Annotated in this window: 20 protein-coding genes; 18 read left to right on the forward strand and 2 right to left on the reverse strand. The window is 44.0% G+C overall.

Going from position 1 to position 22,473, the window contains the following annotated elements; translation table 11 throughout:
* Nucleotides 1–5 precede the first annotated feature (5 nt).
* The 5 genes from ELQ35_RS13990 to ELQ35_RS14010 are packed head-to-tail and all read left to right on the forward strand — an operon-like array spanning nucleotide 6 to nucleotide 4,695.
* A complete protein-coding gene (locus ELQ35_RS13990) occupies nucleotides 6–833 on the forward strand; it encodes a carbohydrate ABC transporter permease (protein ID WP_126865479.1) in 828 nt (275 codons plus the stop codon).
* Nucleotides 834–852: 19 nt separating this feature from the next.
* A complete protein-coding gene (locus ELQ35_RS13995; protein ID WP_126865442.1) occupies nucleotides 853–1,575 on the forward strand; it encodes a ThuA domain-containing protein in 723 nt (240 codons plus the stop codon).
* Nucleotides 1,576–1,595: 20 nt separating this feature from the next.
* The gene (locus tag ELQ35_RS14000; protein ID WP_126865443.1) at nucleotides 1,596–2,630 is read left to right on the forward strand and encodes a Gfo/Idh/MocA family protein; all 1,035 of its coding nucleotides are present in this window, start codon (nucleotides 1,596–1,598) and stop codon (nucleotides 2,628–2,630) included.
* A gap of 31 nt (nucleotides 2,631–2,661) precedes the next feature.
* On the forward strand, nucleotides 2,662–3,684 hold the full coding sequence (locus ELQ35_RS14005; RefSeq protein ID WP_126865444.1) for a Gfo/Idh/MocA family protein: 1,023 nt from the start codon (nucleotides 2,662–2,664) through the stop codon (nucleotides 3,682–3,684).
* A gap of 42 nt (nucleotides 3,685–3,726) precedes the next feature.
* Nucleotides 3,727–4,695, forward strand: a complete 969-nt coding sequence (locus ELQ35_RS14010) for a sugar phosphate isomerase/epimerase family protein (protein WP_126865445.1) — start codon at nucleotides 3,727–3,729, stop codon at nucleotides 4,693–4,695.
* A gap of 215 nt (nucleotides 4,696–4,910) precedes the next feature.
* Here the strand turns inward: ELQ35_RS14010 and ELQ35_RS14015 are convergent, their stop codons facing one another.
* Nucleotides 4,911–5,204, reverse strand: a complete 294-nt coding sequence (locus ELQ35_RS14015) for a HesB/YadR/YfhF family protein (RefSeq protein ID WP_126865446.1) — start codon at nucleotides 5,202–5,204, stop codon at nucleotides 4,911–4,913.
* Between the two features lie 318 nt (nucleotides 5,205–5,522).
* Here ELQ35_RS14015 and ELQ35_RS14020 point away from each other — a divergent pair, with 318 nt between their 5' ends.
* Nucleotides 5,523–5,852, forward strand: coding sequence for a PadR family transcriptional regulator (locus ELQ35_RS14020; protein WP_246026079.1), 330 nt, complete (start codon nucleotides 5,523–5,525; stop codon nucleotides 5,850–5,852).
* A 467-nt stretch (nucleotides 5,853–6,319) separates the two neighbouring features.
* Here the strand turns inward: ELQ35_RS14020 and plsY are convergent, their stop codons facing one another.
* Nucleotides 6,320–6,910, reverse strand: a complete 591-nt coding sequence (gene plsY / locus ELQ35_RS14025; protein WP_185861774.1) for a glycerol-3-phosphate 1-O-acyltransferase PlsY — start codon at nucleotides 6,908–6,910, stop codon at nucleotides 6,320–6,322.
* Nucleotides 6,911–7,232: 322 nt separating this feature from the next.
* Here plsY and ELQ35_RS14030 point away from each other — a divergent pair, with 322 nt between their 5' ends.
* From ELQ35_RS14030 to ELQ35_RS14090, 12 genes are all read left to right on the forward strand, one after another.
* Nucleotides 7,233–7,646 carry a CoA-binding protein gene (locus ELQ35_RS14030; RefSeq protein ID WP_126865447.1) on the forward strand — a complete coding sequence of 138 codons (414 nt, stop codon included), beginning with the start codon at nucleotides 7,233–7,235 and terminating at the stop codon, nucleotides 7,644–7,646.
* A gap of 356 nt (nucleotides 7,647–8,002) precedes the next feature.
* Nucleotides 8,003–9,976, forward strand: a complete 1,974-nt coding sequence (parE, locus tag ELQ35_RS14035; RefSeq protein ID WP_126865448.1) for a DNA topoisomerase IV subunit B — start codon at nucleotides 8,003–8,005, stop codon at nucleotides 9,974–9,976.
* Nucleotides 9,977–9,979: 3 nt separating this feature from the next.
* Nucleotides 9,980–12,427: a DNA topoisomerase IV subunit A gene (gene parC / locus ELQ35_RS14040; protein WP_126865449.1), complete on the forward strand. Its 2,448-nt coding sequence runs from the start codon at nucleotides 9,980–9,982 to the stop codon at nucleotides 12,425–12,427.
* A gap of 190 nt (nucleotides 12,428–12,617) precedes the next feature.
* Complete coding sequence (locus tag ELQ35_RS14045; protein ID WP_126865450.1) at nucleotides 12,618–13,421, forward strand: hypothetical protein; 804 nt, start codon at nucleotides 12,618–12,620, stop codon at nucleotides 13,419–13,421.
* Between the two features lie 160 nt (nucleotides 13,422–13,581).
* Nucleotides 13,582–14,217, forward strand: a complete 636-nt coding sequence (locus tag ELQ35_RS14050) for a TetR/AcrR family transcriptional regulator (protein ID WP_126865482.1) — start codon at nucleotides 13,582–13,584, stop codon at nucleotides 14,215–14,217.
* A gap of 75 nt (nucleotides 14,218–14,292) precedes the next feature.
* Nucleotides 14,293–15,435, forward strand: coding sequence for an acyl-CoA dehydrogenase (locus ELQ35_RS14055; protein WP_126865451.1), 1,143 nt, complete (start codon nucleotides 14,293–14,295; stop codon nucleotides 15,433–15,435).
* Nucleotides 15,436–15,513: 78 nt separating this feature from the next.
* Nucleotides 15,514–17,160: an AMP-binding protein gene (locus ELQ35_RS14060; RefSeq protein ID WP_126865452.1), complete on the forward strand. Its 1,647-nt coding sequence runs from the start codon at nucleotides 15,514–15,516 to the stop codon at nucleotides 17,158–17,160.
* A 12-nt stretch (nucleotides 17,161–17,172) separates the two neighbouring features.
* Nucleotides 17,173–18,531, forward strand: a complete 1,359-nt coding sequence (locus ELQ35_RS14065; RefSeq protein ID WP_126865453.1) for an acetyl-CoA carboxylase biotin carboxylase subunit — start codon at nucleotides 17,173–17,175, stop codon at nucleotides 18,529–18,531.
* 16 nt (nucleotides 18,532–18,547) lie between these two features.
* Nucleotides 18,548–18,760: an acetyl-CoA carboxylase biotin carboxyl carrier protein subunit gene (locus ELQ35_RS14070; RefSeq protein WP_126865454.1), complete on the forward strand. Its 213-nt coding sequence runs from the start codon at nucleotides 18,548–18,550 to the stop codon at nucleotides 18,758–18,760.
* A 22-nt stretch (nucleotides 18,761–18,782) separates the two neighbouring features.
* Nucleotides 18,783–19,565: an enoyl-CoA hydratase gene (locus tag ELQ35_RS14075; protein ID WP_126865455.1), complete on the forward strand. Its 783-nt coding sequence runs from the start codon at nucleotides 18,783–18,785 to the stop codon at nucleotides 19,563–19,565.
* Between the two features lie 25 nt (nucleotides 19,566–19,590).
* On the forward strand, nucleotides 19,591–21,120 hold the full coding sequence (locus ELQ35_RS14080; protein WP_126865456.1) for an acyl-CoA carboxylase subunit beta: 1,530 nt from the start codon (nucleotides 19,591–19,593) through the stop codon (nucleotides 21,118–21,120).
* A gap of 438 nt (nucleotides 21,121–21,558) precedes the next feature.
* Entirely contained in the window at nucleotides 21,559–22,464 is a 906-nt protein-coding gene (locus ELQ35_RS14090; protein WP_126865457.1) for a cysteine hydrolase family protein, read from the forward strand.
* Nucleotides 22,465–22,473: the final 9 nt, after the last annotated feature.

A 22,473-nucleotide genomic window follows, 5' to 3' on the forward strand; every position in this document is an offset into this window, starting at 1 on the left:
TGATTATGCAGAAAAAAGCCGGCCCGTTTTTTTACCTTTTTCTTACAGTATTCGTCCTTATCGTCATGTTTCCATTTTTATGGATGGCGATCAGCTCAATTAAGCCAGTAACCGAATTGTTCGGTGATAAGGCGTTTACCCCTTATACAAAGAATCCGACGTTTCAAAACTACGTTTCCGTGTTCGTCGATTTTCCATTTTTACGATATTTGTGGAACAGCTTCGTTGTCGCTTCGATTACAACGATTTATACCGTAATTGTCGCTTCTTTTGCGGCATACGCTATTGCAAGGTTGAATTTTAAAGGAAAAACGGTGATACTTGGTATCGTATTGTCGGTAACGATGTTCCCGCAAATAGCAACGATTTCACCTATCTACATCTTTTTAAAAAACGTCGGCCTGACCAACTCGTATTTGGGACTGATCATTCCTTATACAACGATCACGCTTCCTTTATCGATCTGGCTTCTTGTCTCATTTTTCAGAAAAATCCCATTTGATTTGGAAGAAGCCGCAAAGGTGGATGGTGCTTCGATGATGCAAACGTATTGGAAGGTAATTTTGCCTCTTGCTGTGCCGGGGGTATTTACAACCGCGATTCTTGTTTTTATTGCAGCATGGAATGAATTTCTCTTTGCCTTGACAATTAACACCGATGACGAATATAAAACGGTACCAATTGGAATTTCGCTGTTTCAGGGCCAATTCTCGATCCCCTGGGGCGAAATTTCCGCAGCGACGGTTGTCGTTACAGTCCCGCTTGTGATAATGGTGTTATTGTTCCAGCGGCGAATTGTTTCCGGTCTGACTTCAGGTTCGGTAAAAGAATAATGTAAAGGAGCTGATTGATTTGGTAAAAGTGACAGTCTGGAATGAAAACCGCCACGAAAACAAGAATCCGCTTGTCAGAAGTGTATACCCAACGGGCATTCACGGTGCGATTGCGGAATTTCTCAGGCAGGAAAGCTTTGAGGTGCGGACAGCGACGCTTGATGAGCCGGAACATGGATTGACTGATGAAGTTCTAAATAACACCAATGTCCTCATTTGGTGGGGGCACACCGCCCATGAGGAAGTAAGGGATGAAGTGGTCGAGAAGGTAAGGCTGCGCGTACTGGACGGCATGGGCCTGGTTGTTCTTCACTCGGGACACTTTTCAAAAGTTTTCAAGAAGCTAATGGGGACAACGTGCGATCTTAAATGGCGTGATACGGGCGAGAAAGAACGGCTTTGGGTCGTGAATCCAGGCCATCCGATTGCAAGCGGTGTGGGAGAATTTATTGAGCTTGAGAAAGAAGAGATGTATGGAGAGCATTTCGATATTCCAACCCCTGATGAGCTGGTATTTGTCAGCTGGTTTGAGGGAGGAGAGGTATTTAGAAGCGGCTGTACATATACTCGTGGAAACGGAAAAGTTTTTTACTTTCGCCCGGGTCATGAGACATTTCCGACTTATTACAACGCCGATATTCAGCGGGTGATTGCAAATGCGGTGAACTGGGCAAAGCCTGTCGAGCGTAACAGGCCAGTATACGGAAATGCAAAATCCTTGGAAAAGATCAGCAGTAAATAACATTCGGGGAGGAAATGAACATGAAGAAAGTAAAAATCGCAGTGATTGGCTGTGGAAGCATTGCGCAGCATCGACACCTGCCTGAGTATGCAGCAATTGAATCCGTGGAAATTGTCGCCGTGTGTGATATTGTTAAGGAACGAGCAAATGAAGTCGCTGAAAAATATAACGCCAGGGCATATACATCCTATAAGGATTTACTTGCGGATCAAGAAATCGATGCGGTAAGTGTCTGCACACCAAACTATTTACATGCATCCATTACCGTTGACGCGCTGAATGCCGGCAAGCACGTACTATGTGAAAAACCTATGGCGACTTCTAAAACAGAAGCAGAAGCAATGATTACAGCGGCCAGTCAAAACAATAAAAAATTAATGATTGGGCATAATCAGCGCTTTGTCAGTTCGCATGTTCAGGCTAGGGAATTGATTGAGAGCGGTGAAGTCGGCAGAATTTACAGCTTCCGAACTGCATTCGGACACGGCGGCCCTGAAGACTGGAGTATAGACGGGAAGAAGAGCTGGTTCTTCAAAAAAGAGCAGGCGTTCATTGGTGCGATGGGTGATCTCGGCGTACATAAAACAGATCTCCTCCGTTATTTGCTTGCTGAAGAAATTACCGAGGTGGCCGCGTTTGTGGAAACAAGTGCTAAGAGTAACTCTGATGTAGATGACAATGCAGTATGTATCCTAAAAACACAGAGCGGAATTATTGGGACGCTGGCCGCCAGCTGGTCCTATGTTTCAAGTGAAGATAATTCAACGATCATCTACGGGGAACATGCTATCTTGCGGCTTGAAGAGGATCCACAGCATTCGGTAGTTGCACAATACAAAAATGGCGAAGTAGTAAAGTATGAATTAGAGCAAATCCAATCCAATGAAGAAGGCGGACAACAGAGCAACTCCCATGTGATTGACCAGTTTGTCGGAAGCCTATTGAACGATACTGAGGTGCCTGTAAGCGGTACGGAGGGAATGAAATCGCTCAACGTGATCCTTGCCGCTCTTGAAGCGAATGAAACGAAAACGGTTGTCCAGGTAGCCCCGTAGGAAACAACCGATACGTAAAAGAGGTGTAGTCATGAGTAAATTGCGGATTGGTCTTATCGGAGTCGGCGGAATCGCTACCGAAAGGCATATTCCTACCTTGTTAAAACTAGCGGACCGGGTTACAATTGCAGCCGTGAGCGATATTGATGAAGACCGCGCAAATATGGTTGCTTCCACTTACAACATTCCAAAGGCTTATCAAAATCATCAGGAAATGTTCAATGAAGTGGATGCAGTTGTCATCAGTACACCAAATAAATTCCATGCTGAAATGTCAATTGCGGCGTTTGAAGCAGGCCTTCATGTATTTTGTGAAAAACCGATGGCACTTTCAACCGCCGATTGTGAAGCGATGATTTCAGCCTCCGTATCAGCTGGCAAAATTCTCGCAATTGGCTACCATTATCGATTCATGAAGGAAGCTCAGGGTGCAAAAAGGATGATGCAGGCAGGAGAAATTGGCAATCCGCTAGTTGTACGGGTCCAAGCATTAAGAAGGCGGAAGGTACCTGGTTGGGGTGTGTTTACGAATAGGGAGCTTCAGGGAGGAGGCAGCTTAATCGATTACGGATGCCATCTCCTTGATCTTGCCCTCTGGTTAATGGGCAGCCCCAAACTGATTGAAGTGACAGGAGCGACCTATAATGCGTTAAGCCGGACGCCGGGGCAGGTTAATCAGTGGGGCAGTTTCAATCATAAAACCTTTAATGTGGATGATCATGTAACAGCGTATATGAAGTTTGCCAATGGCATTTCGCTGATGCTTGAAACTTCCTGGTCCAGCAACATAACCGAAGACGTTGTCCAAAACGTGAGCATTTCAGGAGATAGAGGTGGTCTTGACGTCTTTCCGTTATCGATTAATTATCCAAAACACGGCATGCTTTTCAACAGCGAAGCCGTCTGGATTCCGGGCGAAGATGATCCTGCCTTGCCTCAAGCAGAAAATTTTATCAATGCCTGTATGGGGCTGGAAGATCAAGTCGTAAAACCGGAAGAAGCGCTGCAGGTTTCATCAATCATTGAAAAAATTTACGAAAGCGCTCATCAATAAAGGACAACTATACGATGACAAGCTGAAAGGATGAATGCAGCAATGAAACTAGGAGTATTTACCGTCTTATTCGCAGACAAATCTTTTGAGGAAATGCTCGATTATGTAAAAGCATCAGGAGTATCGGCAGTGGAAATCGGAACGGGGAACTATCCCGGAAAAGCTCACTGTGACCTGGACGGTTTATTGGAAAGCGAGGAAAAACGGAAGGATTATTTGAAGCAGATCGAATCAAGAGGCCTTACAATCAGTGCCTTCAGTTGCCATGGCAACCCGATTTCGCCTGACAAAGCTTTTGCTGAAGAGTCACATGATACGTTCAAGAAAACCGTCCTGCTCGCGGAGTTAATGAACGTTCCCGTCGTGAACTGCTTTTCCGGAACAGCGGGTGATCAGGAAGGAGCGAAATATCCGAACTGGCCGGTCGTTCCATGGCCGAATGAATATGGGGATGTGTTGAAGTGGCAGTGGGAAGAAAAACTGGTTCCATATTGGAAAGAGTGGGGAAAATATGCTCAGGATCATCATGTGAAAATTGGCTTGGAACTCCATGGAGGTTTTTTAGTCCACACGCCGTATACGCTGCTTAAGTTGAGGGAGCTGACATGTGATGCGATTGGGGCCAATTTGGATCCTAGCCATTTATGGTGGCAGGGAATTGATCCCGTTGCGGCGATAAAAATTCTCGGTAAAGAAAATGCGATTCACCATTTCCATGCAAAGGATACCTACATTGACCAGGACAATGTCAACATGTACGGCTTAACCGATATGCAGCCATATGGAGAAGTCCAAACAAGGGCATGGACCTTCCGCTCTGTCGGCTGCGGCCACAGCAACCAGGAATGGTCAGATATGATGAGCGCGCTGCGCACATTTGGCTATGACTATGTAGTCAGCATTGAACACGAAGATCCGTTAATGTCGATTGAAGAAGGATTTAAACGCGCTGTCGGCAATCTTCGTTCGATTCTGATCGAGGAGCAGCCATCCGCGATGTGGTGGGTATAAAGTTATAAAACAATTGTAACGAAATAAGCAGGGTGTCCCAAAGGGTCCCCTGCTTATTTCGTATAGTTATAAGTTTCGAGACACCTTAAAATCAACTATATCGACATAAGATATAGTGATGCTCTTGCTATTTAAAATTACAGAAAGGTCTCTGGGTCAAACCATAAGTAGAACTTAAGAATAAAGCCGACATCAAATCACGATATCTGCTCTATTTATTTCTGATACTCAAATTCTGGTTCGTCAGCAGTTGAATTAAACTCGACCGACAAATCGTGACCATCAAAGTACCAAAAATCCTCTTCTTCAATATAAAAGATAATTCCTTGTTTGTTCGTTTCCACTCCGATATTGCGCGTTTCATTCTCAATAGAAACACCAAGGGAAAAACCGCTTTGAACCTTACTTGATCCCCCGTAGCGGGCAAAAAAACGAACCTTATCCCCGTTTTTCAGGCCTATTTCATCCTTATACCAGTTTGCTGCTTCGTCAGAGATGACCAGATTCATTTAAATCTCCTTCTTTCTTAAGCAATGATAATATTATAAAGGATAATCGAAAATGAAGCGAGTAAAGCAGGTTGAAACAGAGGAACCAAACTCTTTTTCGATATTGCTATTTCTAAATAATAATAAGTTGATTGTTTAGTTCTTTATATAGAACAATCAAATAGATTTACTTTGTGGGGCTACCTGGAGGGTGTCTAAATAGATAGGCGAAAAAAGCCTCATAGATAGTTAGTTGCTATTGCATTCGAATGCTATTTAGTCTTAAGATATAGTAATACTATTACTATATTCTAAAACGATATAGAGGAGGGTGATCTCTTGCGCAAAACAGAGCTTCTAAAAGGAACGACCGAAATGATTTTGCTGTCTCGTCTGAAAGAGAAAGACATGTACGGATATGAACTAACAGAATTATTGAGGGAATTAAGCGATGGTTATATTCATATAAAAGAAGGCACATTATATCCGACGTTGAAGAAACTGGAAGAAAAGGAATTGGTTAAAAGCTATTGGAAGGATTCATTCGAAGGGCCGCGCAGGAAATATTACTATTTAACCAAATTGGGTTTGAAAGAATTAGAGGGATATGTGACACAATGGGAAGACTTTCAGTTAATCATAAAAAAAATCCTGGAGTATGGAAAGTGAGCAAATTATAGAAGAAAAAGATTTACAACTGGAATGATATGACATGTTCAGGCTTGTTTAATTGCAATAGTTTTAGGGGATTGTTATTTTATAAGTGTCTATATTCAAGCTCATTTCGAGCAAGAAGAATACTAACAGGGAGGGTTGCCTTATGATTAAGATGACAGCCGCTGCGTATGACAAAATTCATTCTATCATCGAAAGTGAGCAAGATCAGGGAGATAAATTATATTTGCGAACGTCCATGGGAATTGGCTGAGGGGGCCCACAGCTAAAGCTTTCTCTGGAAGAGAAGCCGCTCAGTGAAGATAGCGTTGTTACCTTCGAGGATATTGACATCCTGATCCACACGCGTGACGAACCTTATTTCACTAATACAAAGCTTGATATCAGTGAAGATGTATTCGGTAACAAAAAATTTGTTGTGTTGAAGGTATAAGAAAAAACGGGCAATGCCCGGTTTTTTCTTATAGCCATTTGATTTTAGGCTCCGTTTTATCGATGATTCGTTTGATATTTGCCCGGTGCCTGATAAAAATGAAGATGGCAATTACGGAAAGCACGATGAGCAGCGGGATATCATGAATGTCGGTAATCAGCGTATAGAGTAGAGCAACAGCAGCTGCAACCATCGATGATAAAGATACATATTTTGATAAATATAATGAAAGAAAGAATACGCAAACCAGCAGCAAGAATAGGAGCGGGTGGTAACCAAGCAAAATGCCGCCAGACGTAGCAACTGCCTTTCCGCCTCTGAAGCCGGCGAAGACCGGGTACATATGGCCAAAGACTGCAGCTACACCCGCGGCCAGTGGGTGGATATCAGCACCCATGATAAGCGGAAGCTGCGTTGCCAAAGTCCCTTTTAGAATATCCATCGCTGTCACGACTAGGCCAGCCTTTACGCCAAGGGTGCGGAATGTATTGGTGCCGCCTAAGTTTTTACTGCCATGTTCACGGATATCGGTTTTGTAAAAAACCTTGCCAATGATTAATCCTGAAGGAATAGAGCCAACCAGATACGCCAGCAGGATCGTAATGATGAATATGATCATAAAATTGCCCTTTCTCAATATGTAGTTAATGCAACTTACGGTGAATAAAGTACCCGCCGCACACTTGAACTATAAAGCAACAGGGGAAAATGTTCGCTAAAGAAAGTTTCAGTTTATTTTATCATGTAAATAAGAAAAAACCATTCCTTACTTACCTTTTTTGTCCGATAAACCTTCCTAATCGCGATTTTAATTATCCATTTAGGGTATGTATATAAGGAAAGCAGTAAATGAGTCGACCTGGGGACTCTGTAAGAAAAAATGCAAGTGAAAAAGTAACAGTGTTAACAGGTCGAAATAATACGTAAAAGGGGATGAGAGAATGGCAATTGAAAATCCAAGCCGTGAAGAGATTGGTGCAATCTTGAAAAAAGCAAGACGGATCGCCGTTGTCGGGCTTTCCGATAATCCTGAACGGACATCTTATATGGTTTCCAAAGCGATGCAGGACAATGGGTATGAAATCATTCCGGTGAATCCGGCTGTGAAGGAAGTCCTTGGCGTAAAAGCTGTTTCGTCGCTGAAGGAAATTGAAGGGCATGTCGACATTGTGGACGTATTCAGGCGCTCCGAATACTTGCCGGAGATTGCCAAAGAATTCGATGAGATTGATGCCGACATTTTCTGGGCGCAATTGGGAGTGGAGAACGAAGAAGCATATCAGTTTCTTAAAGATAAGGGACACACGGTCATTATGGACCGCTGCATAAAAGTGGAACACGCCCTTACAAAATAACCTTTAAAAGGAGCAATCAGGCTCCTTTTTTAATGCCCAAAATATCCCCTCCCTATACAAAAAAGGGACATTGTTTTTTAAAACGATATTTGCTAAATAGAAAAATACCGCTACAATAAGGCATAGACACAAACAGGCTAGAACCATTTAATATACATAAAATAAATATTTTTCAACTATATAAGGTAGGAAGGAAAGCAGAATAACAAACGAACACTTGTTCTTTTTCTGCAAATCGTTTATACTTGTACGATAAAAGAGTTAAGAAATATGATTGCCTGCTATAAGTAATAGAGTCATTTCATGCAGTATGATTTGGCCCGGAAATTGTGTGTCGCAAGGAAAGGGGAATTTCTGTGGCAAGAAACATTAATTTATTTGAATACAACGATGATGCCATCCAAGTCCTTGAAGGGCTTGAAGCAGTAAGAAAGCGGCCTGGTATGTATATTGGGAGTACCGATGCCAGAGGCCTGCATCATCTTGTATATGAGATAGTCGATAATTCAGTTGACGAAGTATTAGCTGGTCACGGCGATCATATAATTGTGAAGATTCATAAAGATAACAGCATCAGTGTGACAGACAAAGGACGGGGAATGCCTACTGGAATACACAGGATTGGCAAGCCAACCCCGGAAGTAATCTTCACGATACTTCATGCGGGCGGCAAGTTCGGCCAGGGTGGCTATAAGACAAGCGGAGGCTTGCACGGGGTCGGTGCTTCGGTTGTAAATGCCCTGTCGGAATGGCTGGTTGTTACGATTAAACGTGATGGTTTTGTTTATGAACAAAGATTTCAGGATGGAGGAAAGCCCGCAACGACACTGGAAAAGCTGGGGAAAACAAACCAGTCCGGTACGAAAATCCATTTTAAACCGGACCCGTCCATCTTTTCGACGACGACATATAATTATGAAACATTATCTGAGCGTTTAAGAGAATCTGCCTTTCTTCTAAAGGGAATGAAAATTGAATTTATCGATGAGCGCCACGAGCAGCACGAGGTCTTTCATTTTGGGAATGGGATCGAAGCGTTTGTGGAGTATTTGAATGAAGAGAAAGACATGCTTCATTCGGTTGTCAGCTTTGAAGGCCAGCAAAATGACATGGAAGTGGATTTTGCTTTTCAATTTAATGATGGGTACTCGGAGAATATGCTGAGCTTTGTCAATAATGTCAGGACGAAGGACGGCGGTACGCATGAAATCGGTGCTAAGACGGCAATGACCCGCGCTTTTAATGATTATGCGAGAAAAGCCGGGCTTTTGAAGGAAAAGGATAAAAACCTCGATGGCTCCGATATTCGTGAAGGCTTGTCCGCGATCGTGTCAGTAAGGATTCCTGAGGAATACCTGCAGTTTGAAGGGCAGACAAAAAGCAAACTCGGGACAAGTGAGGCACGCTCTGCTGTTGATTCTATCCTATCAGAACACCTTGCCTATTTCTTTGCGGAAAATCCGGAAACCGGGGCACTTTTAATCAAAAAGTCAATCAAGGCATTCCAAGCCCGTGAAGCAGCCAGGAAAGCACGTGAGGATGCAAGGAGCGGCAAGAAGCGCAAAAAATCCGAGGCGATTCTTTCCGGTAAGCTGACGCCGGCCCAATCAAGGAATCCACAGAAGAACGAATTATATCTCGTGGAGGGCGATTCAGCAGGCGGTTCGGCAAAACAAGGGCGCGACCGTCGCTTTCAGGCGGTGCTTCCGCTGCGAGGTAAGGTAATCAATACGGAAAAGGCAAAGCTCCAGGATGTTTTTAAAAATGAAGAAATCAATACAATCATTCATGCCATCGGTGCCGGAGTCGGGGCCGACTTTAGCGTGGAGGATACCAATTATGATAAAGTCATCATCATGACGGATGCGGATACGGACGGTGCCCACATCCAGGTGTTGCTGCTGACCTTCTTTTATCGCTACATGAAACAATTGATTGAGGCAGGGAAAGTGTACATCGCCCTCCCGCCTTTATATAAAGTCAGCAAAGGCGCAGGCAAAAAGGAAGTCATCGAGTACTCCTGGAGTGACGATGAGCTTAAGTCGGCCATGACAAAGGTCGGCAAAGGCTATATGCTTCAGCGTTACAAAGGCCTGGGCGAAATGAACGCTGACCAGCTCTGGGAAACAACAATGAATCCCGAGACGAGAACACTCATCCGTGTCAAAATCGATGATGGAGCGCGTGCCGAGAGACGGATTACAACGTTAATGGGTGATAAGGTTGAACCGCGCCGTAAGTGGATTGAAGCCAATGTTGCGTTTGGTCTCGAAGAGGAATCGAATATTTTGGATAATGAAAATATGTCGGTTGCAGAGGAGGGCAAGTAATTTATGCCTTTACATGAGAATTTCCGTGATTTGCCTCTTGAGGAGGTAATTGGTGACCGCTTCGGGCGGTACAGTAAATATATCATTCAGGAACGAGCACTTCCAGATGCCAGGGACGGATTGAAGCCCGTGCAAAGACGGATTTTATATGCGATGCATGTGGAAGGGAACACGCATGAGAAAGCATTCAGGAAAGCGGCGAAAACGGTTGGGAATGTAATTGGCAACTATCATCCGCATGGAGACTCTTCGGTTTATGAGGCCATGGTACGGATGAGCCAGGACTGGAAGCTTCGGAAGGTTATGATTGAAATGCACGGCAATAACGGCAGTGTCGATGGAGATCCGCCTGCTGCGATGCGTTATACAGAGGCCAGGCTCTCTGCGATTGCTTCTGAATTATTGCGTGATATCGACAAGAGAACTGTGGATTTTATACCGAACTTTGATGATACGTCCAACGAACCTGTCGTTCTCCCAGCGATGTATCCTAATTTGCTTGTCAATGGTTCAACCGGTATTTCCGCAGGTTATGCAACCGAAATTCCGCCCCATCAATTAGGTGAGGTTATTGATGCAGCAATTATGCGGATTGATAAGCCAGAGGCGACAGTTGATGAACTGATGACGGTCATCAAAGGGCCCGATTTTCCGACAGGCGGCATTATCCAGGGCGTTGAGGGCATTAAAAAGGCGTATGAAACCGGAAAAGGGAAAATTATCATCCGCAGCAAGGCCGAAGTGGAAGAAATCCGCGGCGGCAAGCAGCAGATTATCATTACCGAGATTCCTTTTGAGGTGAATAAAGCCAATCTTGTCAAAAAAATCGATGAGCTCCGTATTGACCGCAAGTTGGAAGGAATTGCTGAGGTACGCGATGAAACAGACCGGACAGGCCTCAGAATTGCCATCGAATTGAAAAAAGAAGCAGATGCAAATGGTGTCCTGAATTATTTATACAAAAATACCGATTTGCAGGTGCCTTATAATTTCAACATGATTGCCATTCATAAAAAGCGGCCGACTTTAATGAGCCTTCCCAAGATGCTCGATGCATATATCGGACACCGCAGGGAAGTCATCATCAACCGCTCCCGTTTTGAATTGCAAAAAGCGCGTGACCGGTCCCATATCGTTGACGGCTTAATGAAGGCCCTGTCAATTCTGGACGAAGTCATCAGTACCATCCGTTCTTCAAAGGATAAGCGTGACGCAAAGGATAATCTGATGATAAAGTTCCAGTTTACCGAACCGCAGGCAGAAGCGATCGTTTCATTGCAGCTATACCGTTTAACGAATACAGATATTACAGCCCTGCAGGCGGAAGCCGAGGAATTAAATAAGAAAATTACCGGGCTGAGTAACATTCTAGAAAGTGATAAAGTGCTTTTTCAGGTAATCAAAAAAGAGCTGAAACAGGTTAAAAAAGAGTTCAATGATGTACGCCGCTCTGTGATTGTCGAAAAAATCGAAGAAATTAAGATAAATCTTGAGGTACTCATCGCGAGTGAAGATGTGATGGTAACCGTTACGAAGGAAGGCTATGTCAAACGCACTTCGCTTCGATCTTATGCCGCATCCGGCGGCCTTGACTTTGGCATGAAGGATTCGGATCGCCTTTTGCAAAAGTTTGAAATTAACACAACGGATGTCATCTTACTGTTCACAAATAAAGGGAATTATTTGTATTGCCCTGTACACCAGCTTCCTGATATCCGCTGGAAGGAAACAGGCCAGCATATTGCGAATATCATTCCGATTGACCGTGATGAGCAAATTGTCAAAGCAATTCCGATAAAGGATTTTGAACAGCCAAGCTATTTATTGTTTACGACAAGAAACGGCATGGTCAAGAAAACCGAGCTTCTTTCCTACAAAGCACAGCGCTATTCCAAGCCGCTTGTTGCGCTTAATCTAAAAGGTGACGATGAGCTTGTTGATGCCCATTTAACAAATGGGCACGGTGACATCTTCCTGGTAACGAACTTCGGGTATGCGCTGTGGTTTGGCGAAGAGGAAGTAGGCATCGTCGGTGCTCGAGCTGCCGGAGTCAAGGGCATTAACTTAAAAGATGATGATTTTGTCATAGGTGGAAAGATTTTGGATAAACAAAGCGTAGAAGCCATCATAATTGTGACCCAGCGGGGAGCGATTAAGAAAATGAAGCTCTCTGAGTTTGAAAAATCAAATCGTGCCAAACGCGGTGTAGTTGTTTTACGAGAATTAAAATCCAATCCACACCGTGTGGTCGGTTTTGAAACGGCCTTAATGACTGATTCGATTTTCATAGAATCCGAAAAAGGAACGATTGAAACAATACATGTTTCGTCATTACGATTCAATGACCGTTATACGAATGGCTCCTTTGTCCTTGATGAAACCGAAAGCGGCAAAGCGAAGGAAACCTGGAAAATCGGCATCGAGGAAAGCAGTGGAACCCCGGAATCTTAATAACAGATAAAAAGGACCAAATCGAATAGATTTGGTCCTTTTTATGGTCTTTTATTCCGTTTAGGGTCTGTCGCAATAGTCAGCTTAGGCTTTTGGACAGTTTTTCTTTTGCAAAGATAGTAGAAACCTCCAATAATTTCTTTTCACTTGGAAATAATAAGAAAAAAAGAAACGAAAGAAGGAATAGAAGATGAAAACAGGTAGAAGGCCAGACAGTTTATTGAAGTTTCTATTCATCTTTTCATGTGTCTTATTTAGTTATCAGGCAGTTGCCGCTGGGAAAACTCCAACACAAGATGCCCAAACAATTGTAACGAAAGCACTAGACGTGACCGGGGATGGAAAAGTGGATAGCATTTCAATTAAAGGAGTTCCCTATGAGCAAGGTAGTAAATTTTTAAAGGAAATCAAGCTTGTTGTCAATGGAGGGAAGGCCCAAAAAGTTAGTGTTTCTCTGGATGCCGGGTACGAGCCGAAGCTCCAGTTTGCTGATTTCAACCGGGATGGTGTGGATGACGTATTCATCACGATTCCGACAGGGTCCAGCGGCGGTCTTGTTAACAGTTATGCCTACACATTTCTCAATGATAAAGCTTTTGACTTGACTGTGCCGCCTCCTGTAGCGATAACAGGCCAATTTTTGGACAACTATAAGGCAGCTATTTCAGTTCCTTTGCAGAAAACAATCACTTTGGATGTGAGTGACAGAAAGAAGGATTACGAAAGAATCGGGTTATATCAACTCAATGGAAAGTTAAACGAACCGACTGAAGTCATGGTTGACCCTTATTCAGTATTGAATATTACTGACATTCAAGGCCTTGGCCAGGGGCTGAAAGGCATTCAACGAGTAAGCGGTGCTTATCACGCCGATGGTCTGGCTGATGTATCTTCGGAATGGGTTTACCGAAAAGGAAAGTGGGAATTGCTTTTGACAAAGACGAAGGCCTTTACCGATTTTGAGACAACCTCTGGTCATAAAGAAAACAAATAATAGCAATATGCTTAATCGATGAGTGAGCTGATTCAGAAGTATCGTGAATCAGCTCATTGTATTTACAATTGACAATTCCGAAAGTTTTGTTAGAATCAGAATTGAAATAGGATTTGATAGCGCTTTCAAAAGGGGATTCTAAGGAGTGGATGCATTACGGATGGATTTAAAAGACCGCATTATTGAAACATCACTTACCCTATTCGAACAGCACGGATTTCATGGTGTCACAGTCAACCAGATTGTGAGTGAAAGCGGAACGTCGAAGGGAGGCTTTTATCATCATTTCCAATCAAAGGATGAGCTTCTCTTTGTCATCCATGACTATTTTATTTCATATGTTTTAACGAAGGCTAAAGAAACCATTGAAACCAACGATCATCCTACAGAAAAAATGCAGAAGATCATCAAATCATTTGTAAAAGTTTTTGATATTTATAAACCCCATATTTCTGTATTCTATCAGGAAAGCATCTATTTAAAACCTCAATATGTTGATGCCATCAAGGAAAAGCGGCAATCCTACAAGGCGGTACTTTTTGATGTAATCAGGGAAGGGATTGAAAAGAGAGAATTCCGTTCTGAACTGCCTGTTGAAATTACCGTCATGTCCATTTTAGGAATGGTGAACTGGTCCTATAAATGGTACAAAAAAGATGGGGAAAAGACAATTGAAGAAATCGCAGACATTTATGTAGACCTTATTTTACATTCACTACTAACAGAGCAGACAAAGAAAGATGCTAGATTCAAAGAATACTTTTTGGAAAACCACTTAACAGCGAGTAAAAAGTAAAGCGCTTACATTTATACTTGACAGACCAACCAGTCGGTCTCAGTGCCTAAAAATATGTTTTTGAGGAGGCTTTTTATGGATTTTGAACTGTCTAAAGAACAGCAAATGATTAAGGAAATGGTCCGTGAATTTGCAGACAAGGAAATTAAGCCGATTGCGATTGAACTGGATGAAAACTCGCAATTTGCGGAAGATGTGTTCAAGAAGATTGGGGAGCTGGGCTTGCTTGGAATCCCATTTCCGGAAGAATACGGCGGTTCCGGCGGCGATACGGTTTCCTATGCTATCGCAGTGGAGGAAATCGGCAAGGCGTGCGGCGGTACTGGTTTAAGCTATGCGGCAGCCGTCTCCCTCGGTGCGAGCCCGCTCTATTATTTCGGGACAGAGGAACAAAAGCAAAAGTACTTGGTTCCGATAGTAAAGGGGGAAACACTTGGAGCATTTGGTTTGACAGAGCCCAATGCCGGAAGTGATGCGGGCGGCACGAGGACACAGGCAGTCCTCGACGGTGATGAGTACGTAATAAATGGCGAGAAATGCTGGATCACCAATGCCTCCTATTCAGAAACCATCACGGTCACAGCTGTTTCAGGAAAAAACGAACGCGGCAAAAATATCATCTCTGCCTTTATCGTCCCGACAAATACCCCAGGCCTTACGATCAAAAGCAACTACGAAAAAATGGGCGTGCGCGCTTCCAATACATGCGAAATTATTTTAGAGGATGTCCGTGTTCCAAAGGAGAATATATTAGGAGACCCGCAACAAGGCTTCAAACAATTTTTATATACGCTTGATGGCGGGCGGATTTCGATTGCCGCTCTAGCGGTTGGCCTGGCACAGGCGGCGTTTGAGCGCGCACTGATCTTTTCCAAAGAACGGCAGCAATTCGGGCAGCCAATCTCCAATTTTCAGGCGATTCAATTTAAGCTGGCTGACATGGCCATGGAGATCGAGCTTGCCAGGAACATGGTGTATAAAGCAGCCTGGCTGAAGGATAACAAGAAGCCTTTTACGAAAGAATCAGCCTATGCCAAGCTTTATGCCAGCGAAATGGCCTTCCGGGTTTGCAACCAGGCGATTCAAATTCATGGAGGATCGGGATATATGCGTGAATATGAAGTCGAACGCTTTTTACGGGATGCCAAATTGCTGGAAATCGGTGAGGGAACTTCAGAGATTCAGAGAATTGTAATTGCTAGACAACTGGGGTGTTAAACAATCAATCCGAACGCCTCACATCTTCGGGAATCAGCCTAAAGTGTTCATCCAACAATCAATTTTGGGAGGAATCAAATGTCTGAATTATTGCATGTTACTGTTGGGAAGCTTTTGGAACAAACGGCCAGGAACGAGGGAGAAAAAGAAGCTGTCGTGTACCATGATTTAGGTTTGCGCTATACGTATAACGAATTTGAAAAAGTTTGCCGCGAAGCAGCACGGGGATTCATGTCGCTTGGGATTGATAAAGGAGACCATATTTCAATTTGGGCAACAAATAAGCCCGAATGGCTAATCACTCAATTTTCCACCGCTAAAATGGGTGCCGTCCTTGTCACAGTCAACACAAATTACCGCGCCTCTGAATTGGAGTACTTGTTGAACCAATCTGATACTTCGACGATCATTTTAATGGAACAATGTAAGGATCATTCCTACATCGAAACGCTTTACGAAATCGTTCCTGAATTAAAAACGTGTGAGCCTGGGAAACTACAATCTAAAAAACTGCCAAAATTGAAAAATGTCATCGTTCTGGGCAAAAAGCGCTATCCTGGCACTTTTTCCTGGGAGGATGTCATGGAGGGCATAGATAATGTTTCGGAAGAAATGCTTGATGCCAGGATGGAATCCATGGATCCGGATGATGTAATCAATATGCAATATACATCAGGTACGACTGGCTTCCCGAAAGGCGTGATGTTGACGCACTCCAACCTGGTCAATAACGGTTATAACATTGCTGCGTGTATGAAGCTGACTGCAAAAGATCGGATGTGCATACCAGTCCCGTTTTTCCACTGCTTTGGCTGCGTGCTCGGTACAATGGCATGTGTATCAGTAGGAGCAGCGATGATCCCGCTTGAAGAATTCAACCCTGAGAAGGTGCTGCGGATTGTAGAGGCTGAAAAATGTACAGCGCTTCACGGCGTGCCGACGATGTTTATCGCTGAATTAAACCTTCCCGACTTTGACACATACAATGTCAGTTCGCTGCGGACAGGAATTATGGCAGGCTCGAACTGTCCGATTGAGGTTATGAAAAACGTCGTAGAAACGATGGGTGCCTCGGAGATCACGATTGTATACGGCCAGACTGAATCATCACCAGGAATTACCCAGACGCGGACTGATGACCCGATTGAATTGCGTGTATCCTCTGTCGGGCGGGCGCTTCCGAATGTTGAAGTTAAAATCGTCGAACCGGGAACATCCAGTGAGCTTGCGCGTGGTGTGCAGGGTGAATTATGCACAAGGGGCTATCATGTCATGAAAGGCTACTATAACAATCCGGATGCAACCAGGGAAGCGATTGATGAAGAAGGCTGGCTGCATACCGGTGATCTGGCTATCATGGATGAAAACGGCTACTGTAAAATTACCGGACGGCTGAAAGACATGATCATCCGCGGCGGCGAGAATATCTATCCTCGTGAAGTGGAAGAGTTTCTCTACCAGCATCCTGCTGTTCTTGACGTTCAAATAATCGGTGTACCTGATGAAAGGTTCGGGGAAGAAGTGATGGCCTGGATCATCCCGAAAGAAGCTGGAAATATTACTCCGGAAGCAATTAAAGCATATTGCAATGGTAAGATTTCCAGGCATAAAATCCCGCGTTATATTCAATTTACAGACCAATATCCCATGACAGCATCAGGCAAGATCCAAAAATATAAGCTTCGTGAACAATCGCTTGGTCTGTTAACTGAGACGCCACATTAGGGAGGGTTTTATATGTTTAAAAAGATTCTGATTGCCAATCGGGGGGAAATAGCCGCCAGGGTGATTCGGACCTGTAAAAGTATGGGGATAATCTCTGTTGCCGTATACTCTGAAGCCGATAAAGATGCACCGTTTACAACCATGGCAGATGAAGCTTACCTCCTGGGAGGGCCGAGAGTAAATGAAAGCTATTTAAACGTAGAGAAGATCATTGAAATCGCAAGGGAGACCCGCTGTGATGCGATTCATCCGGGTTATGGATTTTTAAGTGAAAATGGCGAGTTTGCCAATCGCTGTAACAGGGAGGGCATTTCCTTCATTGGCCCCGATTCTGATGTCATCCGGAAAATGGGCAATAAAGTAGAAGCAAGAAAAATGATGGAGAAAGCCGGCCTGCCGTTAGTGCCGGGGCTTTCCAGACCGCTGGCCGGTAAAGAAGAAGCGTTGCTCGAAGCCGAAAGAATTGGTTACCCGATCATGTTAAAAGCATCGGCTGGAGGCGGCGGGATCGGCATGCAGGCCGTCCACAACGGCGAAGAGCTCCTCAAGGCATATGACGGGAACCAGAAGCGGGCGCAAATGTTCTTTGGCAACGGAGATATGTTCATTGAAAAGCTGATTGAACAGCCAAGGCATATTGAAATCCAAATTCTCGCCGATGGTGCAGGCCAGGCTGTGTATCTTTGGGAACGCGAATGCTCAATCCAAAGGCGGCACCAAAAGGTGATCGAGGAAGCCCCTTCCGCTTTCCTGGATGAAGTGACAAGAAAGAAGATGGGGGAAGCTGCCGTGAAAGCTGTCAAGGCAATCGGCTACAGTAATGCCGGCACCATTGAGTTTTTAGTGGATAAAGATAAAAATTTCTTCTTTTTGGAAATGAATACCCGGCTTCAGGTTGAACATCCGGTAACAGAAGAAATTACGGGCCTTGATTTGGTTGAACTGCAAATTCAGATTGCCGCAGGTCTTGGTCTTTCTCTCAAACAGAATGAGATTAAACGAGAAGGGCACGCCATTGAAGCGCGGATTTATGCCGAAGATCCGAAGACCTTCTACCCTTCACCGGGGAAGATTACCGCGTTACACCTGCCTCAAGGAGAAGGGATTCGCCATGAATTGGCGGTGAATGAAAGTTCGTCGGTAACGCCTTTTTATGATCCGATGATTGCCAAACTGGTAGTCAAAGGTTCTACAAGGAATGAAGCAATCGATCGGATGCAGGCCGCCCTTACGGCATATAAGGTGGAGGGAATTAAGACAAATATTCCAATGCTTAGCGAGATCCTTTCTTATAAAGCATTTAAGCAGGGAGAAACAACGACAGATTTTATTGAAAAGCATTACAAAAAAACACAATTACCAACATCGTAGATCGGGAGGAAACGACATGGCAGAAATAAAAGCAAGCATGGCCGGAAGCGTATGGAAAATCGCAGTATCAGCAGGAGAGACCGTTACGGAAGGTCAGGACATCGTCATTCTGGAATCAATGAAAATGGAAATACCCATTGCCGCAGAAGCGGATGGCACAGTCAAAGAAATAAAGGTAAATGAAAGCGATTTTGTGAATGAAGGCGATGTATTAGCGATCATTGAGTAGAAGGTAATAAAGGAGTGTTCCTATGTCGTCTGTTATCGAACTTAATAGAGATATTTCAGGCATTGCGATTGTAACACTGAACCGGCCCGAAGCCGCCAATGCATTATCACTGGAGATGTTAAATGAGCTTGACGATGTTCTTAGTCAGCTTCGATATGACCATTCATTAAGGTGCGTCATCCTCACCGGCGCAGGTGAAAAAGCATTTTGTGCCGGGGCTGATCTAAAAGAACGCGTTAGCATGAACGAGCCGGAAGTGAAAAAGGCAGTCAGATTAATCGGACATACAATTTCAGCAGTGGAAGGGCTGCCTCAGCCTGTCATTGCCGCTATAAACGGCTCGGCATTCGGGGGCGGGCTTGAGCTGGCGCTTGCCTGCGATATTCGTATCGCAGCAGAAACGGCCAAAATGGGTCTTACCGAAACATCACTCGGGATTATTCCCGGTGCAGGCGGGACCCAACGGCTGCCACGACTTATCGGTATAGCAAAAGCGAAAGAACTCATCTTTACAGCGCGAAGAATTGACGCCTTTGAAGCAGAGCGACTTGGATTAATCAGTAAAACTTCAGAAAGAAACCAGTTGCTGACTGAAGCGATTTCATTAGCGAATGAAATCGCCCGTAATGCACCAATTGCCCTGCAGGCTGCAAAAGAAGCGATAAACCAAGGGGTGGAGACAGACCTTGCTACGGGGTTGAAAATGGAAGAACTTTGTTATGGCATGACAATTCATACAAACGACAGACTGGAAGGCCTTAATGCTTTTAAAGAAAAAAGAAAACCAATTTTTGCAGGCAAATGAATGATTGTAAGGAGGAGGCTCGCACATGCCATTAAAGGAAAAACTCAATGAAACCGTTGAAACGATAAAAAAAGGCGGCTTGGAAAAATATCACGAAAAAAATACGGAAAAAGGGAAACTGTTCGTCCGTGAAAGATTGCACCTGTTATTCGATGAAGGGATCGAAATAGAAGATGCTTTTTTTGCCAATTGTATGAACGAAGGTCTGCCGGCGGACGGTGTCGTTACGGGACTTGGTAAAATCAACGGCCAGACAGTCTGTGTGATGGCAAACGACTCAACGGTAAAAGCAGGTTCATGGGGAGCCAGAACCGTTGAAAAGATCATCCGTATTCAGGAAACGGCGGAAAAACTACAGGTACCATTGCTGTATCTAGTCGACTCAGCCGGAGCACGCATCACCGACCAGGTTGAAATGTTTCCGGGAAGAAGGGGAGCCGGCAGAATCTTTTATAATCAAGTGAAGCTTTCCGGCAAGATTCCGCAAATTTGCCTGCTATTCGGCCCTTCTGCGGCCGGTGGAGCTTATATCCCGGCTTTCTGTGACATCGTTGTTATGGTCGAAGGTAATGCCTCGATGTATCTTGGATCACCGAGGATGGCTGAGATGGTAATCGGTGAAAAGGTAACTGAAGAGGAGATGGGCGGAGCGAAAATGCATTGTTCCGTTTCCGGATGCGGTGATGTGCTCGCGAAATCGGAACAGGAGGCGATTGAATTTGCCCGCCGTTATCTTACTTATTTCCCAGCCAATTTCCAGGAAAAACCTTCCGTGAAAGAACCGCAGCTTCCTGAAGAATTTGAAAAATCGATTGCGGATTTGCTTCCGGCTAACCAAAACGCCCCTTTTAATATGCATGACTTCATTGCCCGGATCATCGATGAGGGCTCATTTTGCGAAATCAAGAAATTATTCGCACCAGAACTAGTAACTGGACTTGCCCGGTTAAACGGAAGGTCAATCGGGATCATCGCCAATCAGCCCCGTGTCAAAGGCGGCGTCTTGTTCCATGACTCAGCCGATAAGGCAGCGAAGTTTATTACGCTTTGCGATGCTTTCCATATTCCGCTGCTGTTTTTGGCGGATATTCCGGGCTTTATGATAGGCACGAAAGTGGAACAGGCCGGCATCATCCGCCACGGAGCAAAGATGATTTCGGCGATGAGTGAAGCGACTGTGCCGAAAATTTCAGTCGTCGTCAGAAAGGCATATGGAGCTGGGCTTTATGCCATGGCGGGCCCGGCATTTGAACCCGACTGCTGCCTTGCACTGCCAACGGCATCGATTGCAGTCATGGGGCCGGAAGCTGCGGTCAATGCGGTATACGCTAATAAAATCAAGGAGCTGCCTCCAGAAGAGCGCAATGCTTTTATCGAGTTAAAACGTGAAGAATACAAAAAGGACATCGATATTTATCGGCTCGCATCAGAGATGATCATCGACCAAATTGTCCAGCCGGACGATCTTCGCAGTGAACTAATCAGCAGGTTCGATGCTTATATATCTAAGCAGCAAACCTTCACAACCCGTAAACATGGAGTGTATCCGGTATAAAGGAATGGCCAATCCTGGCGGCAAGCAAGACGGAAGGATATATCCTGAAAGATTCATATATGTAGATACATAGTATTTCAGGCCAATCCTTTCCATATTGCCAGGATTGGCTTTTTTTTTGCAAATAAAAAAGTTTAAACTTCCTATTTGCATAAGTGCAACTACGCCTCTGTCTTCGCCTTTAGGGGCTCGGCAATCGGCGAGTTTTCTTTACATTTTTGATGCAAAGTAGTTGAAATTATAAATAATTGGGTGTAAGTTAATTAGTAATTTTGATCATGAGCGAATCATCCACGAGGCGTATGATATGATTAAAAAAGAAATGCCTAAAAAAACAAATCGCAATTCTTTTAGGCTATCCCAACTCTATCGGTTTAATAAAAATGAGACTTTAGATTCGATTTACCATTAATGGTTCGCTAAAAATGGGGGGATACTATGAAAACAAGTTTTGAAAAGATTGTTGATGTACAGGCCATCGGCGGACGAAATCCCGAGAAAATCAATGATTTGTCAGCGTTTGCAAGATCAGAGAGCTTTCCACCGTCCGCCGCGGATACTGAAAGAGTATTGTTCGTGGGGATTGATTTCCAAAACGATTTTATGGAAAATGGTGAGCTCGGTGTTCCTCATTCACATCGCGATATTGAGAATGCAACAAAGTTTATTTATCACAATTTAGAAAAAATAACGACCATAGCAGTTTCCATTGACACCCACCAGCCAAAGCAAATATTCCATCCATTCTGGTGGGTTGACGGAAGCGGCAAACACCCGGAGCCATTGACAATAATTACTTTAGAGGATGTAGAGGGAGGTAAATGGACACCGGCAGAAAAATATGAAGAAAGTCTGGAATATGTCCGTAATCTCGAAAAGTCAGGAAAAAAGCAATTATGTATATGGCCTTTTCATTGTATTCAGGGAACAACAGGTGCGGCCTTAGAAAGTCAATTTTCGAATATGATCCACTTTCATTCGTTTGCAAGAAATGCTAATTTACAAAAGATCGTAAAAGGACTTGATCCATTAAGCGAAATGTATGGGATTATCAAACCGGAGTATGATCGTGATCACTATTGCAATCACCAGTTTTTAGAATCCTTGAAGACTTATGACAAAATTATCGTTGCCGGAGAAGCAAAATCCCACTGTGTCTTGGAATCGGTAAAACAAATCGCCGAACATTACGCAGACAACAGGGAAATTACCTCGAGAATCTTTTTATTGGAGGATTGTATGTCTCCCATCCCAGGCTTCGAAAAAGTCACAGCGGAAGAATTTAATCGTTTAAGGAACCAATATAAAGTGAACATAGTAACGTCTGAGAGCTTCACATTATAAGCTCCTTAT

This window comes from Peribacillus cavernae (assembly GCF_003989135.1).
Lineage (GTDB): Bacteria > Bacillota > Bacilli > Bacillales > DSM-1321 > Peribacillus > Peribacillus cavernae.

Excerpts from the sequence above, each read along its gene's own strand:
- ELQ35_RS13990 (WP_126865479.1), top strand. The coding sequence starts at position 6 with ATGCAGAAAAAAGCCGGCCCGTTTTTTTACCTTTTTCTTACAGTATTC.
- ELQ35_RS14000 (WP_126865443.1), top strand. The coding sequence starts at position 1,596 with ATGAAGAAAGTAAAAATCGCAGTGATTGGCTGTGGAAGCATTGCGCAG.
- ELQ35_RS14005 (WP_126865444.1), top strand. The coding sequence starts at position 2,662 with ATGAGTAAATTGCGGATTGGTCTTATCGGAGTCGGCGGAATCGCTACC.
- ELQ35_RS14010 (WP_126865445.1), top strand. The coding sequence starts at position 3,727 with ATGAAACTAGGAGTATTTACCGTCTTATTCGCAGACAAATCTTTTGAG.
- ELQ35_RS14015 (WP_126865446.1), bottom strand. The coding sequence starts at position 5,204 with ATGAATCTGGTCATCTCTGACGAAGCAGCAAACTGGTATAAGGATGAA.
- plsY (WP_185861774.1), bottom strand. The coding sequence starts at position 6,910 with ATGATCATATTCATCATTACGATCCTGCTGGCGTATCTGGTTGGCTCT.
- ELQ35_RS14030 (WP_126865447.1), top strand. The coding sequence starts at position 7,233 with ATGGCAATTGAAAATCCAAGCCGTGAAGAGATTGGTGCAATCTTGAAA.
- parC (WP_126865449.1), top strand. The coding sequence starts at position 9,980 with ATGCCTTTACATGAGAATTTCCGTGATTTGCCTCTTGAGGAGGTAATT.
- ELQ35_RS14045 (WP_126865450.1), top strand. The coding sequence starts at position 12,618 with ATGAAAACAGGTAGAAGGCCAGACAGTTTATTGAAGTTTCTATTCATC.
- ELQ35_RS14050 (WP_126865482.1), top strand. The coding sequence starts at position 13,582 with ATGGATTTAAAAGACCGCATTATTGAAACATCACTTACCCTATTCGAA.
- ELQ35_RS14055 (WP_126865451.1), top strand. The coding sequence starts at position 14,293 with ATGGATTTTGAACTGTCTAAAGAACAGCAAATGATTAAGGAAATGGTC.
- ELQ35_RS14060 (WP_126865452.1), top strand. The coding sequence starts at position 15,514 with ATGTCTGAATTATTGCATGTTACTGTTGGGAAGCTTTTGGAACAAACG.
- ELQ35_RS14065 (WP_126865453.1), top strand. The coding sequence starts at position 17,173 with ATGTTTAAAAAGATTCTGATTGCCAATCGGGGGGAAATAGCCGCCAGG.
- ELQ35_RS14070 (WP_126865454.1), top strand. The coding sequence starts at position 18,548 with ATGGCAGAAATAAAAGCAAGCATGGCCGGAAGCGTATGGAAAATCGCA.
- ELQ35_RS14075 (WP_126865455.1), top strand. The coding sequence starts at position 18,783 with ATGTCGTCTGTTATCGAACTTAATAGAGATATTTCAGGCATTGCGATT.
- ELQ35_RS14080 (WP_126865456.1), top strand. The coding sequence starts at position 19,591 with ATGCCATTAAAGGAAAAACTCAATGAAACCGTTGAAACGATAAAAAAA.
- ELQ35_RS14090 (WP_126865457.1), top strand. The coding sequence starts at position 21,559 with ATGAAAACAAGTTTTGAAAAGATTGTTGATGTACAGGCCATCGGCGGA.